The sequence below is a fragment of the Dokdonia sp. PRO95 genome (genome assembly GCF_000355805.1).
GTDB lineage: Bacteria > Bacteroidota > Bacteroidia > Flavobacteriales > Flavobacteriaceae > Dokdonia.
The window spans coordinates 1,074,405-1,089,915 of record NZ_CM001837.1 but is presented as its reverse complement, the minus strand read 5'-3'; the positions used below and the strand labels follow the sequence as shown (position 1 = coordinate 1,089,915).

15 protein-coding genes are annotated in these 15,511 nt (G+C 37.5%); 8 read left to right on the top strand and 7 right to left on the bottom strand.

The annotated features are described in order from the left end of the window. Positions 1-8 precede the first annotated feature (8 nt). The 3 genes from D017_RS04725 to D017_RS04715 all read left to right on the top strand — a co-directional run bounded on the left by D017_RS04725 (position 9) and on the right by D017_RS04715 (position 4,865). Complete coding sequence (locus D017_RS04725) at positions 9-1,736, top strand: helix-turn-helix domain-containing protein (RefSeq protein ID WP_035334956.1); 1,728 nt, start codon at positions 9-11, stop codon at positions 1,734-1,736. Positions 1,737-1,971: 235 nt separating this feature from the next. Beyond that, positions 1,972-2,379: a hypothetical protein gene (locus D017_RS04720; RefSeq protein ID WP_035334955.1), complete on the top strand. Its 408-nt coding sequence runs from the start codon at positions 1,972-1,974 to the stop codon at positions 2,377-2,379. Positions 2,380-2,567: 188 nt separating this feature from the next. Continuing rightward, the gene (locus tag D017_RS04715; protein WP_035334954.1) at positions 2,568-4,865 is read left to right on the top strand and encodes a S9 family peptidase; all 2,298 of its coding nucleotides are present in this window, start codon (positions 2,568-2,570) and stop codon (positions 4,863-4,865) included. A gap of 86 nt (positions 4,866-4,951) precedes the next feature. Here D017_RS04715 and D017_RS04710 read toward each other — a convergent pair whose 3' ends face one another. Continuing rightward, on the bottom strand, positions 4,952-5,611 hold the full coding sequence (locus D017_RS04710) for an HD domain-containing protein (RefSeq protein WP_035334953.1): 660 nt from the start codon (positions 5,609-5,611) through the stop codon (positions 4,952-4,954). 202 nt (positions 5,612-5,813) lie between these two features. Continuing rightward, positions 5,814-6,227 (bottom strand): BrxA/BrxB family bacilliredoxin, encoded by a 414-nt coding sequence (locus D017_RS04705; protein WP_035334951.1) that lies wholly within the window; start codon positions 6,225-6,227, stop codon positions 5,814-5,816. Between the two features lie 199 nt (positions 6,228-6,426). Between D017_RS04705 and D017_RS04700 the strand changes: the two genes are divergently transcribed. Both D017_RS04700 and D017_RS04695 read left to right on the top strand, forming a co-directional pair. After that, positions 6,427-7,194, top strand: coding sequence for a TerB family tellurite resistance protein (locus tag D017_RS04700; protein WP_035334950.1), 768 nt, complete (start codon positions 6,427-6,429; stop codon positions 7,192-7,194). An 80-nt stretch (positions 7,195-7,274) separates the two neighbouring features. Further along, a complete protein-coding gene (locus D017_RS04695) occupies positions 7,275-7,952 on the top strand; it encodes a haloacid dehalogenase type II (protein ID WP_035334949.1) in 678 nt (225 codons plus the stop codon). 4 nt (positions 7,953-7,956) lie between these two features. Here the strand turns inward: D017_RS04695 and D017_RS04690 are convergent, their stop codons facing one another. Continuing rightward, entirely contained in the window at positions 7,957-9,105 is a 1,149-nt protein-coding gene (locus tag D017_RS04690) for a lycopene cyclase family protein (protein WP_035334948.1), read from the bottom strand. Positions 9,106-9,161: 56 nt separating this feature from the next. Here D017_RS04690 and pdeM point away from each other — a divergent pair, with 56 nt between their 5' ends. The 3 genes from pdeM to D017_RS04675 all read left to right on the top strand — a co-directional run bounded on the left by pdeM (position 9,162) and on the right by D017_RS04675 (position 12,230). Beyond that, the gene (gene pdeM, locus D017_RS04685; RefSeq protein WP_035334947.1) at positions 9,162-9,797 is read left to right on the top strand and encodes a ligase-associated DNA damage response endonuclease PdeM; all 636 of its coding nucleotides are present in this window, start codon (positions 9,162-9,164) and stop codon (positions 9,795-9,797) included. Positions 9,798-9,913: 116 nt separating this feature from the next. Continuing rightward, positions 9,914-11,341: an aminotransferase class V-fold PLP-dependent enzyme gene (locus D017_RS04680; RefSeq protein WP_035334946.1), complete on the top strand. Its 1,428-nt coding sequence runs from the start codon at positions 9,914-9,916 to the stop codon at positions 11,339-11,341. Between the two features lie 88 nt (positions 11,342-11,429). Beyond that, positions 11,430-12,230, top strand: coding sequence for a tryptophan-rich sensory protein (locus tag D017_RS04675; protein ID WP_035334945.1), 801 nt, complete (start codon positions 11,430-11,432; stop codon positions 12,228-12,230). On the opposite strand, the gene D017_RS04670 is transcribed toward D017_RS04675, so the two are convergent. The 4 genes from D017_RS04670 to D017_RS04655 all read right to left on the bottom strand — a co-directional run bounded on the left by D017_RS04670 (position 12,227) and on the right by D017_RS04655 (position 15,375). After that, a complete protein-coding gene (locus tag D017_RS04670) occupies positions 12,227-13,576 on the bottom strand; it encodes an NAD(P)/FAD-dependent oxidoreductase (RefSeq protein ID WP_035334944.1) in 1,350 nt (449 codons plus the stop codon). The genes D017_RS04675 and D017_RS04670 overlap by 4 nt on opposite strands. 121 nt (positions 13,577-13,697) lie before the next feature. Beyond that, entirely contained in the window at positions 13,698-14,135 is a 438-nt protein-coding gene (locus D017_RS04665) for a DoxX family protein (protein ID WP_035334943.1), read from the bottom strand. Positions 14,136-14,261: 126 nt separating this feature from the next. Further along, the gene (locus D017_RS04660; RefSeq protein WP_035334942.1) at positions 14,262-14,870 is read right to left on the bottom strand and encodes a hypothetical protein; all 609 of its coding nucleotides are present in this window, start codon (positions 14,868-14,870) and stop codon (positions 14,262-14,264) included. A 4-nt stretch (positions 14,871-14,874) separates the two neighbouring features. Beyond that, complete coding sequence (locus tag D017_RS04655) at positions 14,875-15,375, bottom strand: sigma-70 family RNA polymerase sigma factor (protein ID WP_035334941.1); 501 nt, start codon at positions 15,373-15,375, stop codon at positions 14,875-14,877. Between the last annotated feature and the right edge of the window lie 136 nt (positions 15,376-15,511).

The following is a 15,511-nucleotide window of genomic DNA, read 5'->3' as shown; positions in this document are numbered from 1 at the left end:
CATACCATATGACTAAGTCTTTGCACCTTCTATTTTCTTTTGTACTTACTCTTAGTGCTTCTGCGGCTATTGCGCAGCAGGACACTCTTGCTACCACTAGTTATGATGAGTTGAGAGAGATTATACTAACCGAGTTGAGGGATAAAAAGGATACTCTGCGCGCGATAGAGGTTACTAAGTACCATAAAAACCGAGCGATTATAGAAAATAATCAAGAGGAAATTAGTTTTGGGTATGGTCGATATGGTTTTCTCATTGGGATTAAGGGAGAGGTAGAAGAGAGTATTGCAGCATTAGACACAGCCATTACTATTGCAGAGGCTAATGAGCTTAACGAACTTGCACTTAGAGCTCATGTTACTAAAGCGGTTGTTTATGATTCAAACTTTCTAATTACCAAAAGCATAGATTCTTATTACAAAGCATTAGAGCTAGCGTATCAAGAAGAGGATTATGCAACAGCATTTGGTATTACTAATACCCTGGGCTGGATAAAAGGCAACATGGAAGATTATGACGGTGCCATAGAAATATTAAGAAGAGGACTGCGCAGCGTATCTGACGAGAATATTAGAATAGACAAGAAGATTATTACAAGACGCGAACTCAAAATATCTTTTAATCTTAATATTGCCATGGCTCATCGTAATGCGCGTCGCTTAGACTCTACATTGCTATATATAAATCGAGCGGAAGAAATTATTTTTTTACCTGTAGATAGTTGTTACATAAGTACCGCTTTTGAACTTAAAGCAAATACGCTAGTAGATAAAAACGATTTTGATGAAGCAAGTATTTATCTCAAGAAATCAACAGAATACTGCCGTCCAAAGTCTGCCTTAGATAGTTTGAGATGGAGTAATACTAAGGGAGCGATATATCTGGGTAATAAAAAATACAAAGAAGCAATTAACGTCTTAAATAAAGGGTTGAAAACCTATAGGGTTACTCCTGCAGAGGAGAAGTTTATGGCAGACTATTATAAAACACTTGCTAAGGCTTATAAAAACGTTGGTATGGTAGATAGCGCAAACTATTTTCTTGAGAAGCACCTCAATACCACTAGCAAATCCAATGACCTGAGAAGCGGACTTTCAAACTCTTTTAGAAAACAGGAAATTAAAGAATTTCAAAAAGAGCTTATTGAACTTTCAAAGCAAAAATCTCAAAAGGAGAACCTACTTCTGTATGGAGGTATAGCTGGAGCACTTATTATTCTCGTACTTGTTTATGGTCTCTTTTGCAGCAATAAAAAGAGAAAAGAAAATGAGGAAAAATTCAATATTCTTGAGGCTAAAGTTTCGGCGGCAAAGGAGTCTGAAAATATTATTGACACTAAGGATGAGGTGCTAGAAGAACAAACTACCTCAGATGTAAATCCAGAGACCACACAGCTCATACTAGACGGTCTTAAAAAACTGGAGGAGCAACACTATTTCTTACACCCAGCATGTAGCGCTCCTAATGTGGCAAAGCGTATCAAAACAAATACCACTTATCTTTCTAAGGTGATTAATGCGCATTTTGGTAAAAATTTTAGTACATATATAAATGACTTGCGCATTAATTATGCTATCAAAAGATTGAAGCAAGATTCAAAATTCCGCAATTATACCATTAGTTCGATAGCTACAGAATTGGGATATAAAAGTGCAGATTCGTTTACAAAGTACTTCAAAAAGGATACAGGACTTCTTCCTTCATTCTACATTAAAAAGCTCAACGAGACATCTTAAAATTTCACTTTTTGATTATAATCAAACCCTAAATTTATAAAATTGGGGTAAGGTTTTTTTTGCTTTCGCGAAAGCGTACATATATCCATTTTAACTTGTAATAGCAGTACTTTACGGCGATTATAGACTGCCCTAATTTTCCTAAAATCGGGCGGTTACTCTTTTAAATAGGTCAATCTTAACACATCTTTGGTTTTAGAAATCAATCACATATCAATTCTAAAAACCGAACATTATGACATCATTTAAAAAAGTAATTAAGTATATACTCTTACTAGTTGTTGGATTATTTGCAGGGGTAGTTATCGCAGGAGCGATAAGCGGAGTAAAAGATGCTTTAAGTGCAGATAAATCTGACGCAATTCAAGCAGTGCTTCTAGATCACTGCGAGTGCGAGTCTGTAACTTCTTTTATCTATACAAAGGGAATCCACTTTAGCAAAGAAGATGGTGTATCTAAGGAAACAGCCGAATACGAACTCAAAAATTGTACTTACGATAATTTGTATAAGGAAGTAGCGCGTCTCAATCTTGCACTACTAGAAGAAGTAGAAGGTTATGAAGAAGTTGACCTTCTTAAACTAGAATTTGTAGGTGTAGATAAGCACGAAACCATCACTATAAAAAATGGAGTAATACAATAATTAATGTTGGCGATAACACGCTTAAGAGATCATTCAATTAAAGAAAATCAATCATCAAAACAAACAATTATGAAACCAACAATGAATGCAGAGCGGTTTGCACAAATGGGCAAACTCGCTATAGGAGTCCTCACAGGCCTCGCGATACTATTCCTTATTCATATTTCTAATTACTAAAATCAATCATTATGACCTCAATAATAAAGTATATCATCAGTCTCTTAATAATCATTTGTGCACAGCAAGTAGTTGCACAACAACTCACTGGATCTTATGCAGGGACTATAACTGCTCAAGGAGTTGAAATTGAACTTATTTTTAATTTTCAAACTATAGATGGCAATCTTACGGCTACTATGGATGTACCTATGCAAGGAGCGTCTGGAATAGCTATGGATAGCGCCACACTTGAAGAAAATAAGATTTCTATAACAAGTGCAAAACTAAAAATGAGGTATCTTGGGACTATTACAAATGATAACATCTCAGGAACCTACACTCAGCTAGGTACTGACTATCCATTACAATTAATGAAAACAGAAAAAACACTCCCAGGAAATACATCATTACCATCATCAAGCGTTGCACTTGCAAAGCTCATTGCACAAGAAGATGGAGATTTTAAATATAAAGTAGAAGATTACTTCCAGACGCCAGAGGCGTATGCGTTTAAACTTTCACCAGATGGAAAGTACTTGTCGTACATGAAGCGTAGAGAAGATGGAAAAAGAGATCTTTTTCTAAAAAATACGACTACTCAAAAAGAAATTAAGCTTGTAGAACAGCAAGAAGATTTAATACGTAGCTACTTCTGGGCGAGCGAAGATCGCATTGTGTACTCTCAAGATAAAGGCGGTAATGAAAATTACCATCTCTTTGGAGTAAATCTAGACGGCAGCGATAATGAAGAGTTAACACCTTTTGATGAGGTACGAGTAGCAGTACTTGCCGTTCTTAAGGAGGACAAGGATCACGTTATCGTGCAGATGAATAAGGACAACCCTGCACAAGAAGAGCCTTATAAATTAAACATCAACACGGGTGCTATTGAGAAGCTGTACACCGTACATGAGGGAGATGCACCGGTAGCAGGATATGATTTTGATAAGCATGGAAAGCTACGTGCAATCTCAAGAATTATCAATGGCGTAGACATGGAGTTGCTTTACAATATTGATGGTGAGTTTGTAAAAATAATGGAAGTCCCTTTTGGAGAAACTTTCGGTATCAGTCGTTTTGATTATGCTTCAGATAATCCAGATGCGGCTTATGTGGTTTCTAATCTTGAGACAGATAAAATCGAGATTCAGCGTTATGATTTGCGAGCAAATAAGGTGCTGGCAACCATGTACAAGGATGAGACGTATGACGTGAGCGGAATTACGCTTTCGCGAAAGCGTAACTATGAGATTGATTATTTTTCGCACAATGGTGAGAAAGCGGTTATCGTACCTGTAAGTGATACCTATAAAAAGGTACAAAAGCGTTTGCAGAAAGATTTTGGCGATAAAGATTTTTATGTGGTAGGACGCACAGATGATGAGAGTAAAATGATGGTTGTGGTAACGAGCGATCGCATTATAGGTGAGTATCACCTCTATGACGTGGAGGAGGATACGGTAACGTTGCTGTATAAAATTCTTCCTCAGCTTGAGGAGCAAGATATGGCTGCAATGACTCCTATCAGTTTTAAGAGTCGTGATGGGATTACTTTACACGGGTATCTTACCATGCCTAATGGTGTGAAAGAAGGTCAAAAAGTGCCTATGATTGTAAATCCGCATGGAGGACCGCAAGGGATACGTGATAGCTGGGGTTTTAACCCAGAAGCACAATTATTTGCTAGCCGTGGATATGCTACGCTAGCCGTAAACTTTAGAATTTCTGGTGGATATGGTAAAGAATTTTACACCTCTGGTTTTGGACAAATAGGTCGTAAAGCGATGGATGATGTAGAAGATGGTGTAGATTATGCAATTTCCCTCGGACAGATTGACAAAGATAAAGTTGCCATTTATGGTGCAAGTCACGGTGGATATGCCGTACTACGCGGAATGACTAAAACACCAGAAAAATATGCTTGTGGTGTAGATTATGTAGGTGTGAGTAACTTACATACCTTTATGGAAACTATCCCGGCGTACTGGGAGAAGTACCGTGATATGTTACATACCATCTGGTACAATCCTAACAAGCCAGAGGAGAAGAAAATCATGGATGAGATTTCTCCAGCCTTACATGTAGATAAGATCGTAAAGCCACTATTTGTGGTGCAAGGAGCAAATGATCCTCGAGTAAATATAGACGAGGCAGACCAAATTGTCGAGCAATTAAGAGCTCGCGGAGTCGAGGTGCCATACATGGTAAAGTATGATGAAGGTCACGGTTTTGGGAAAGAAGAAAACACGTTGGAGTTGTATAAAGCAATGATGGGCTTTTTTGCAGAGCACTTAAAACAAGAAGAAGTTGTTACTCTTAAAAAGTAGATTACAATGTACGCTTTCGCGAAAATTTGAATAAAAAAACCCTGAATGTCATTTGACATTCAGGGTTTTTAATGAGGTATAATTTCCTATTTTAAACCTTCCCACTCGGCATAAAATTGGGCTAGAAAGCCTTCCATATATTGGTGACGTTTCTCTGCCATTTTCTTACCGGTTTTGGTGTTCATTCTATCTTTTAATAGTAATAGCTTTTCATAAAAGTGATTGATGGTAGGAGCGGTACTTTTTTTATACTCCTCTACTGTCATATCCAGCTGAGGTGCTATTGCTGGATCGTAGAGTTTTCTATTTTTAAACCCTCCGTAGTTAAAGGTGCGTGCAATCCCTATGGCTCCTATTGCGTCTAGTCTATCTGCATCTTGTACAACATCTAGCTCTGGAGATGTAAACGCTTGCGCTTTATTTCCGCCTTTAAAGGATATGTTTTTAATGATTTGTACAACATGTTCAATTACGGTACTATCACAGTTTTGGTTTAACAAAAACTCTGTTGCCATTTTAGGAGCAATAGTTTCATCACCATTAAAAAATTTTGAATCTGCAATGTCATGTAATAACGCGCCAAGCGCTACAACGAGAGGATCTACCTTTTCTCCTTGAGCTATCTTTACGGCGCTTTTATACACCCGTTCTATATGAAACCAGTCATGACCACCTTCGGCATTTGCAAGGGTGGTTTTTACAAAGGTGATGGTGTTGTCTATGAGTTCTTGGTGTTCTTGTGTCATCTTCAGAAGAGGTAGAATAGATTATAATCTCAAATGTCGGCAGTTTGTTTCAGACCTACAAGGTTACTTATGGCAAAACCATGTAGTTTGAAATGTTACTTTTTCGCGAAAGCGCACTGAAAACAAAATGCATACGCATAAAAAAACCACCCTAAAAAGAGTGGCTTATTTTTATTGCCGTCTAGCGACTAAAGTTTGCAGATTACTCTACGTGCTCGTTAAAAGCATCCATAAGGTTTTCTGCAATCATTTCTGCAGGTCTTCCCTCAATGTGGTGACGCTCTAACATATGTACTAACTCTCCATCTTTAAAAAGCGCCATAGAAGGGCTTGATGGAGGAAATGGTACCATAAAAGAACGAGCAAGATCTGTTGCCTCGCCGTCTACTCCTGCAAACACAGTAAATAAGTTGTCTGGCGTCTTCCCGTTTACTGTAGCATGTACAGCAGCTGGGCGTGCGTTACGAGCAGCACAACCACAAACAGAGTTTACAACCATAAGGGTCGTTCCTTCTTTTTTCATTGCAGCGTGTACGTCGTCTGTTGTATGTAATTCTGTGAAGCCATTTCTGGTAAGGTCTTCACGCATAGGTTTTACTAAATCTGGTGGATACATAATCAATATATTTTGATAACAAAGGTACAAAAAGTGTTCCTCCTTTGTATGACGGAAAATATGTCAGATTCTTACTATAATTTCCTATCGCTTTTATAACAAGCTGTAAGTATGACACAAAAGCGTAACAAAGGATATGAGCCCTCGTCTAATCTTAAGAACTCGTAGATTTGCAGTTCTAAAAGATTGAGAATTACTTATGATTAAATATATAGGAGCCGTAGTAGGTTGGTTTTTGGGACGTGGATTTTTTGGAGCTTTAATAGGCTACATTATCGGCAATGTGATAGACATGATGATGAGTACAAATAAGGGAGCATCTGAGGGTGGGTCTCGTGGCCAACGCTTTAAGGATGTTTTTGAGCAAGCCACACAGCAGAATGTCTCACCTGGTGATTTTGAACTTAACTTGCTTTCACTAGCATCTATTGTGATTAAGGCAGATGGAAAAATAAGTAAGACAGAACTAGACTATGCTAGAGCATACTTTGTAAGAGCGTATGGAAAGGAGCGTGCAAATGCAACCTTTAGAACTTTTAATGATGTAATTAAAAATCGTGAGATTTCGGCATCAAAGATATGTACATACCTTAATGCTAGAACGCGTTATGAGGTTAGATTACAGATTTTGCACTTCTTATTTGGTATCGCAGGAGCAGATGGGCAAATAAGTCAGCCAGAGGTAAATGTCCTGGGGACTATTGCAGGATATTTTAGAATCAACCATCAGGATTTTGAGAGTATTAAAAACATGTTTGTTAAGAAAGCAGATAGTGCGTATAAAATACTAGAGATAGATAAGTCTGCCACCAATGATGAGGTGAAGAAAGCCTTTAGAACCATGGCCAAAAAATATCATCCAGATAAACTTATGGACATGGATGAAGCCTACCGAAAAGGTGCCGAGGAGAAGTTTAGAAACGTGCAAGAAGCTTACGAGCAGATTCAAAAAGAACGAGGTATTTAACGTCTTTCTTAGTATAACCTTACTATTTCTTTAAGATACATTGTGTATAGCGCTTAGTAACTTTGTAACAAAACAACGTTATGAAGACGCCTTCCGTATTATTTTTTGATGTTAACGAAACTCTTTTAGAGCTTACAGCGTTAAAGAAGAGTGTCACTACTGCTTTAAATGGGAGGGAGGAGCTTGTACCATTATGGTTCAGCACGTTATTACATTACTCACTAGTTGAAAACGTAACAGGAGATTATAAAGATTTTAGCGAGATAGGTGTCGCAGCATTGCAAATGGTAGCCGCAGGTAATGATATTACCATTACAAAAGAGCAAGCCGAAGATGCGGTGATTAAACCTTTTAAAAGTTTGATGCCTTATAAAGAGGTAAAACAAGCATTAGAGGCGCTCAGGGATCAAGGTTTCAAGCTCGTTGCGCTCACAAATTCATCAATTTCTGGACTAGCCCAGAAGTTAGCATATGCTGAAATAAAAGATAACTTTGACACCTTGTTGAGTTGCGAGACTGTAGGAGCTTTTAAACCTAGCTTAGAAGTTTATAGTTGGGCACTTTCAAAATTGAATGTAGAAGCAGAGGATGCTATGATGATTGCTGCTCACGGTTGGGATATTACTGGTGCAAAAAAAGCAGGAATGCAAACTACGTTTATAAGCAGGCCAGGTAAACAAATGTATCCACTAGCTCAAAAGCCAGATTATAATGTCGATACACTCGATGGTCTGGTAGACATCTTCTCAAATAAATAATGTACTACTTTTTAAATAACACTTTAAATGCCGCTTTTATAAAAGGAATTTTAGGCGCACTTAAAATAACTTCAAGCTCATCTTTATAGGATGATTCTTCATCTAGAAATCTAAAGATATGTGCGGCTTTTCCCTTTTTAAACATGCGTGTAAAAATCTCTGCACCACGTTCATTGTGCGCAGCAAGCACTTCAAGTAATACGCCATCATAAAAAGTCCAACGGTTTTTAAGGCTATAATTTTTTAGAGGTTTACCACTTTTTAAAAAGTCAATAAGCGCCGCCGATTTTTTTAAGGTATGCTTAAACGTATATCCTGTACTCGCTTTTGTCCACCCACCTGCGGTACCTATGTGTAATATATGCTTGCTATTATGTTGTGTAAAATCATAAGTGGTCATAGGGATGCTACCATATTCTCGATCTGTGATTTCATAATCTGTCACTCCAAGATTATTTAAATAATCTTTTATAGCTTTTTCGTATTCTTCCTTTGGTAGTAAATCTTTAGAAAACAGTGTGTACTCTATAAGTGCCTCTTGAGTAGACGTAGGAAGTACATACATAAATCTGCAATTACCTTTTTGGGGTATGCTAAAATCCATGTACGTTGCTACTTTTGGATTAAAAACAGCCTTGTCAGTTTTTACAAACCAGCCTACAAAGTGCTGCTGTAATACCACGGCTTCTTGTTGATTTTCTAGCTGCTCTGGCTTGTAAATACTATTTAAAATTGTGGCAGCATGATATTCATGATCAATAGTTTTTGCAATTGCTCCGTTTTCTTTTTCAGTGACATGCGTTAGTTTACCTTGTATAAACGTGATATTGCTATGTTGCGATAATTCCGCTTTCGCGAAAGCGTATAATTGTTCACTCTCCACCTTTTTGTAGGTATATGGAGATATGTCTATGGTCGTACTTTGTTTATTTCCTTTAATTAGCACCGAAGGCCAAGAGTAAGAAACGACACTTTCAAACAGATCCGGAGTGGTCTCCCAAAAACACCAAGTGCGATCATTTTTTTTATGGAGATCTTGATCGATGATAGCAATAGACGCATTTTTAAAAAAGGGATCTCTTGCCATACGAAGCGCCGTTGTTAGTCCAGAAAGACCAGCACCTAGAATAATATAATCGTATTGATTTTGCACATGATAAAGATACGCGGAAGTTGTAAAAGAAGTAGTGTCATTTGTAACTTTACCATGTGACTCAAACTACAATTTTTAATAATACATTTTTACTACATCCTACTGGCGCAATGTACTGGCAGGAGCAAGATATATTACTCATTGCCGATGTGCATTTTGGAAAAGTAGCTCATTTTAGAAAACATGGTAGTGCTGTTCCTCAAGAGGCGATACAAACTAATTTTGAACAGTTAGATAAAGCAATTGCTTGTTACAACCCTAAGGAGGTTTGCTTTCTAGGAGACTTATTTCATTCTGACCTTAATATAGAATGGGCTTATTTTGAAAAATGGATAAGTGACCAGACTGTGAGATTTACGCTGGTGATTGGAAATCATGACATCATCTCTCCATTACGATTTGAAGGACTGGGCATTACAATTTATGACGAAAGAATCATTGATGGTTTTTTACTCACGCACCATCCTGAAGAACGAGATGGGCTATATAATTTTTGTGGTCATATTCACCCAGGAGTTCGGCTGCAGGGTATGGGAAGACAAGCCTTAAAAATGCCTTGTTTTTTTAAGAAAAAAAGTCAGCTCATATTGCCAGCTTTTGGCACTTTTACGGGTAATTATTTATTAGAACCAGAAGAAGGTGATGAGGTATTTGTGTTAACTCCGGAGGAAGTTATCTTAATTGAATTATAGTTTATTAGCTATCTTATAGAAGTACTATTAATTAGGATCTTATTTCTAATTACTATGGCACACATTTTTAATGGTCTGAGCAATAGTCTAACTTTGCAGCCTTAATACAACAGGTGATGGATAGAGATAAATTAGAACTTTCAAAAGAAGAAATGACAGCATACGGATATCGTATAGTAGATGCTGTAGTAGAACATTTTGAAACTCAAAACAGTAAGTTTCCTTTAGCTTCTGGAACACGAGAGGAAATGGATTCCTTGTTTCTAGAAGAAGCACCAGAAAAAGCTTCAGATCCACAAGAAGTGCTGGAGTTTGTGATAGAGAAGGTGATGAAGCAAAGTGCAATCATTACACATCCTAAGTCATTTTCATTTGTTCCCGGACCAAGTAACTATGTGAGTGCAATGTCTGACACGCTAGCTACAGGTTTTAATATATTTTCTGGTGGTTGGTCACAGTCGCCACCAGCAGCAGAGCTCGAGATCGTAACGATAAGTTGGTTGCTTAAAATCTTTGGATTACCAGTAAAAAAAGGTGGAGGGATCTTTACCAGTGGAGGATCTATGGCAAACCTTACTGCCATTGTTACTGCTCGTCGTGTGATGTGTGGAGAAGACTTTGCAAATGCAGTCATTTATCTTTCAGATCAAGCGCACTCTTCAAATATTAAGGCGCTACGTATCGTAGGTTTTACAAAAGATCAAATACGATTAATCCCAACAGATTCAGAATTTAAATTTTCTACTATAAAACTTCGTAGTGCTATTGCTCGTGATAGACTGGAAGGTTACAATCCGTTTTGTGTAATTGCTACTGCAGGAACTACAAATACGGGAACAGTAGATCCTCTTACTGAAATTTCAAAAATCTGTAAAGAAGAGAAACTGTGGTTTCACATAGATGGAGCATACGGAGGAGCAGCAATTCTTGCAAAAAATGGCAAAGAACTTTTAAAAGGAATTTCTAAAGCAGATTCTCTCACTGTAGATCCGCACAAATGGTTCTTCCAACCTTACGAGATGGGTTGTTTATTAATACGCAATCACAAATACTTGAAAAGTACCTTTCTTGAGAAGCCAGAGTATTTAAGAGATATAGAAGGCAATGAATCTGAGATTAACTTTTATGATCACGGTGTCCAGCTTACAAGACGTTTTAGAGCACTTAAATTCTATATGTCTTTAAAAACATTTGGACTAGAAGGATTTAGAAATGCTATCACATATAACATCAAAATAGCCGAAAAGACCGAGAAGCTACTTCGTAAAAGTAAAAAATGGGAGATTGTATCACCAGCTACGCTAGCGATTATTAATTTTAGATATAATCCTTTAGGTACTGATTTTTCAGAGAAGAAATTAGATGAACTTAATCAGAAAATTTCTGGGATGGTGACGGCATCTCGAGAGGCTCAACTTGTAACTACAATTCTCAATAAGCAAGTAGTGCTTCGTATGTGTTTGATTAATCCACGTACTACTTTTGACGATGTAAAAGATACTCTAGCACTTTGCGAAAAATTTGCAGATGAGATCTTAGGATAAGGAAAGCTTCGGTTTTGTGAATATTTTAGCAGTAGCTAGGGGTGTTTGAACATAGTAGCCTATGTAACTTTACTAAAAATCAGTGATTATGAAAAAGACCTACGCGATTGTTAATTTTCTTTCTGTGTTATTAGTCCTAGCAGTAAACGGACTTTCACAAGCCCAGCGCTGGAATAATACTACGATAGGTGAAGCTTCAGATAAGTATGAGAATTTATTTACTCCAGCAGGATATGCATTTTCTATCTGGGGAGTGATTTTCTTAATGCTCATAGGATATTCGCTTTTTCAAATACGTCGTGCCTTTTTTAGCAAGAAAGAATCACCGTTTATTATACAGACCGGCTGGTGGTTTGCTATTGCAAATTTTCTTAACGCAGCTTGGGTGGTTGCATTTACGTATGATTACATAGGATTATCTGTACTTATTATGCTAGGAATTTTGTCGAGCTTGTTACTCGTAATCTGGCGCACTAATATGGAACGTTGGGATGCTCCCGTTGAGGTCATTGGACTTGTGTGGTGGCCTATTTGTATTTATTCTGGGTGGATAGCCGTTGCTACTATTGCAAACTTCTCTGCTTTCTTTTCTAGTATAGACCTAAAGGGTACAGAGCTTAACGAGGTTGTGTGGACTATGGTAATGATTACTGTGGCTGTACTTATAAATGTACTTATGGTATGGTTACGTAATATGAGAGAGTTTGCGCTGGTTGCTGTGTGGGCACTTGTCGCAATATTCATAAGACATAAAGATCAATATGAGAGCATCGCTTACTACGCTTTACTAGGAGCAGTAGTATTAGTAATAATTACAATGCTACACGCTTTTAAGAATAAGGAAACCGCTCCTCATTTAAAATTCAAGGAACGGTTTCTTGATAATTAAACCATACTCTGCATATCACTTGCAAATGTAGGATATGCAAAAATCGTTTCTCTAAACTGTGTACAGGTTAGCCTTTGCTGTATTGCCATCGCAAATAAGTTGATCATCTCACTCGCCTCTGGCGCTAGAATCTCAGCGCCAAGTATCTCATCATTTTCACCCTTAAGCGTTTTGTAGCAATAGTTCTTTGAGTTTAATCTCTTTACACTAAACCAGTCTGGAACGTGCTCACTTAGTACTTTATAAGAAATGCCTTGCTCTTTTGCTTGGTCCTCTGTGAGTCCTACCATTGCTAGCTGTGGTGTGGTATAGACTGCTGTAGGTATTGCTGGAAAATCATATTTGGTATGTGTTCCAGTAGCTAGTTGTATACCTACGTGTCTACCTTCCTTACTAGAAAGTGGGGTAAGTGGTAGAGAACCAGAGTCTGCTACATCGCCACAGGCATATACATTAGGGTTAGTAGTGCTTTGTAAATACTCATTTACCTTAATGCCTCTAGGGGTAGTTGCTACATTTCCTTTGTCAAGCGCAAGCATATCTACAGAGGGTACACGTCCAGAGGTATTAAAAACCATTTCGGCTTTTACGCTCTGCTCTTCGCCATCACGTGTATAAAAAACGCGTGTATTTTTTTGAAGCATTTCGGCGCGGATAACATCTGCATTAAAAATAAAGTTGATTCCTATTTTTTTAGACTCTTCTTCTAAGAGCCCTGTGATACTAGCATCAAACATTTTTAAAACACGCTCACCACGTTCTATAATTGTTACATCTACACCGCAGCGTGCCGCGATATGAGCAAACTCCATAGCGATATAACCTCCACCCACAAAGATAATGCTCTCTGGCAGGGCTGGTAATTCAAGAAAATCGTCTGAGGTTTTAAACAACTCAGCACCTTCAAAGTGCAGTGGTCTAGGGATAAGACCAGAGGCAATAACGACCTTATCTACCGTTACTTTTTTACCCTCAACGCTTAGAAGACCTTCCTCTATAAATTGAGGCGACTGGTGGTACATTGTAATCCCTAGTTTATCTAGCGATTCTTCCGTTTTTATGGGCATTGCAGAGACAAACTTTTCTTTGAATTTTTGAAGCGCTTGCCAGTCTATTTTTGGGATTTCGGTCACGCCTACCGCTGCCATATCGCTCGTTCTAGCAATGATTTCACTGGCGTTAAGGAGTACTTTTTTGGGGTCACAACCTCTATTTGCGCAGGTGCCGCCATACTCACGATTATCTGCAATGGCTACTTTCATTCCTTCTTTAGCACAACGTGTTGCCACCTGTCTACCTGCGCTGCCCGATCCTATTACAAAAACGTCATAATGTTTAAATCCCATACCTTCTTTTTTTTATAAAGGTAGTGCGGTAATCTGCCTTTGGGTGTTATGGAAATTGTAAAATCTTAATCACGCTTTCGCGAAAGCGTACTCACAACTCTTATAAAATCTATAAAAAATATTATTGCTGCTGGTTTGAAAATCCGTCAACTACCGTTTTAGAAGTGCCGTCTATGGCAAACGTATTGTGACGTAAATTTTTAATAAAGATGAAGAAGAAAATTACATAAATCATTTGTGAGCCTACCAGATCCCAGTCTTCCTTAAAAGAAGTTCCCGCCATTAATAATGTGATTAATACAAAACTTAGTGCTGCGGCAAGACGTGTTTTAAATCCTATAATTAATAAGATGCCAAGCACAAGCTCGACAATAGGTAGTCCAAAAGCGATAGGCTCCACCAGAGCGGGTGGTAACATTGTTCCCTCAAAACCTTTTGATAGTCCGCTGGCAAAGCCTTCCATTTTAGGAAGTCGCACTACCCCGTGCAATAAGAAGTTGATTCCTATGGTAATACGCGCGATTACAAATGCTAGCTGATGATCTGTCCAATGTTTCATACTTTAAAAGTAGAAAATAGAAGAGAGGTGTAATGTTATGAAAATGGTAAAAAGTAAATAGCGCTTTCGCGAAAGCAAAAAACCCAATACTAGTCAGTATTGGGTTTTAGCATATGTTCAAGTACACTAGCTCGTTTCGTACTTAGACAGATTGGCAAGAATATTTTCACTTTCTTTTAATTTTTCATCTATGTCTTTATAAATGAATTTGCTTCCAAAATAAGCGACAATGAACCAAGTAAGGATTGCAACACTAATCCATATTCCCTTTGCGAGATTAAGGGTATGATTACCTCCAGAAGTCCACGCATAAAAGCCCACTCCTACAGTAGCCATCCATATACCCACTATTGATAGGTCATAAATAGCGGTCTTTGCAGTGTGAATTCTAAATTTACTTACCTCCTTTTGAAGTGCAATTATACTTAGACTCTCAATATTTAATTTTTTGAGAGGACTGTGTTGTATGTATGAGAAAATCATTGCTGCTGCACCAATACTTACAATTCCTACATAAAAAGCACTCCCCCATAATTTGTACATAAGAAACAGTGAAGCTATCGCATAAATGAGAGCCATATTTTTTCCTGCGAGCGATATGTTTAAAAACTTATTAAAGCTACTCTGAGATTTGTTAAGTTCAAGTTGTTTGATTTTATTTTCATTGAATTGTACACGAGCCTCCAATTGGTTCATATCCTCTTTCCAAATATTTTTTATATCGTCTATATTCATAATATTAGTTTTTAGCAGATGAAAGCTCCTGCTTCCATCGGTTTTTAATACGACTAATCTTAGTCGCTACATTTGTTTTTGTAATACCTAAAATATCTGCAATGACCTCATAGTCTTTATCCTCCAGATATAAAAACATTAAGGCTTTATCAAATTCATTGAGACCAGCTAGCAATTTTCTTAAACGCTCCTGCTCATAACTCCCTTCACTAGTCTCAGGAGCTGGAGTGAATTCAAGTAAACTTGTATCTAGTCGTACAGTGTTACTTTTTTTCTTGAACGTTTTACGATAATGTGAGATAGCAACATTCATTGAGATTCTATACAACCACGTGGTTATTGCATAGCTATCATTATAAGAGCTTAAAGATTTCCAAATCTGGATGAGAATCTCTTGTTCTAAGTCTTTTTTATCATCATCGTTTGTACAGTACATTGTGATCACTTTATATAAAATGCCTCTGTGCCTTTTGACAATGTCAATAAATGTAATTTGCTTATTCAAGCTGTTTCGTATTTTGGGTATACCTTATTATTCGCAGGAAATTTCAATAAATCACAATTAGAGAAAAATAATTTAATTTATTTTATTTACTCTGTTCAAAACGTTTGTTTAATTTAAGAAACCATTTACTTTTTAA

Bases quoted from the DNA above. Each gene is read 5' to 3' on its own strand.
- D017_RS04710 (WP_035334953.1), bottom strand. From the start codon at position 5,611: ATGACACAAGAACACCAAGAACTCATAGACAACACCATCACCTTTGTA.
- D017_RS04675 (WP_035334945.1), top strand. From the start codon at position 11,430: ATGAAAAAGACCTACGCGATTGTTAATTTTCTTTCTGTGTTATTAGTC.
- D017_RS04665 (WP_035334943.1), bottom strand. From the start codon at position 14,135: ATGAAACATTGGACAGATCATCAGCTAGCATTTGTAATCGCGCGTATT.
- D017_RS04720 (WP_035334955.1), top strand. From the start codon at position 1,972: ATGACATCATTTAAAAAAGTAATTAAGTATATACTCTTACTAGTTGTT.
- D017_RS04660 (WP_035334942.1), bottom strand. From the start codon at position 14,870: ATGAATATAGACGATATAAAAAATATTTGGAAAGAGGATATGAACCAA.
- D017_RS04680 (WP_035334946.1), top strand. From the start codon at position 9,914: ATGGATAGAGATAAATTAGAACTTTCAAAAGAAGAAATGACAGCATAC.
- D017_RS04715 (WP_035334954.1), top strand. From the start codon at position 2,568: ATGACCTCAATAATAAAGTATATCATCAGTCTCTTAATAATCATTTGT.
- D017_RS04705 (WP_035334951.1), bottom strand. From the start codon at position 6,227: ATGTATCCACCAGATTTAGTAAAACCTATGCGTGAAGACCTTACCAGA.
- D017_RS04700 (WP_035334950.1), top strand. From the start codon at position 6,427: ATGATTAAATATATAGGAGCCGTAGTAGGTTGGTTTTTGGGACGTGGA.
- D017_RS04695 (WP_035334949.1), top strand. From the start codon at position 7,275: ATGAAGACGCCTTCCGTATTATTTTTTGATGTTAACGAAACTCTTTTA.
- D017_RS04670 (WP_035334944.1), bottom strand. From the start codon at position 13,576: ATGGGATTTAAACATTATGACGTTTTTGTAATAGGATCGGGCAGCGCA.
- D017_RS04725 (WP_035334956.1), top strand. From the start codon at position 9: ATGACTAAGTCTTTGCACCTTCTATTTTCTTTTGTACTTACTCTTAGT.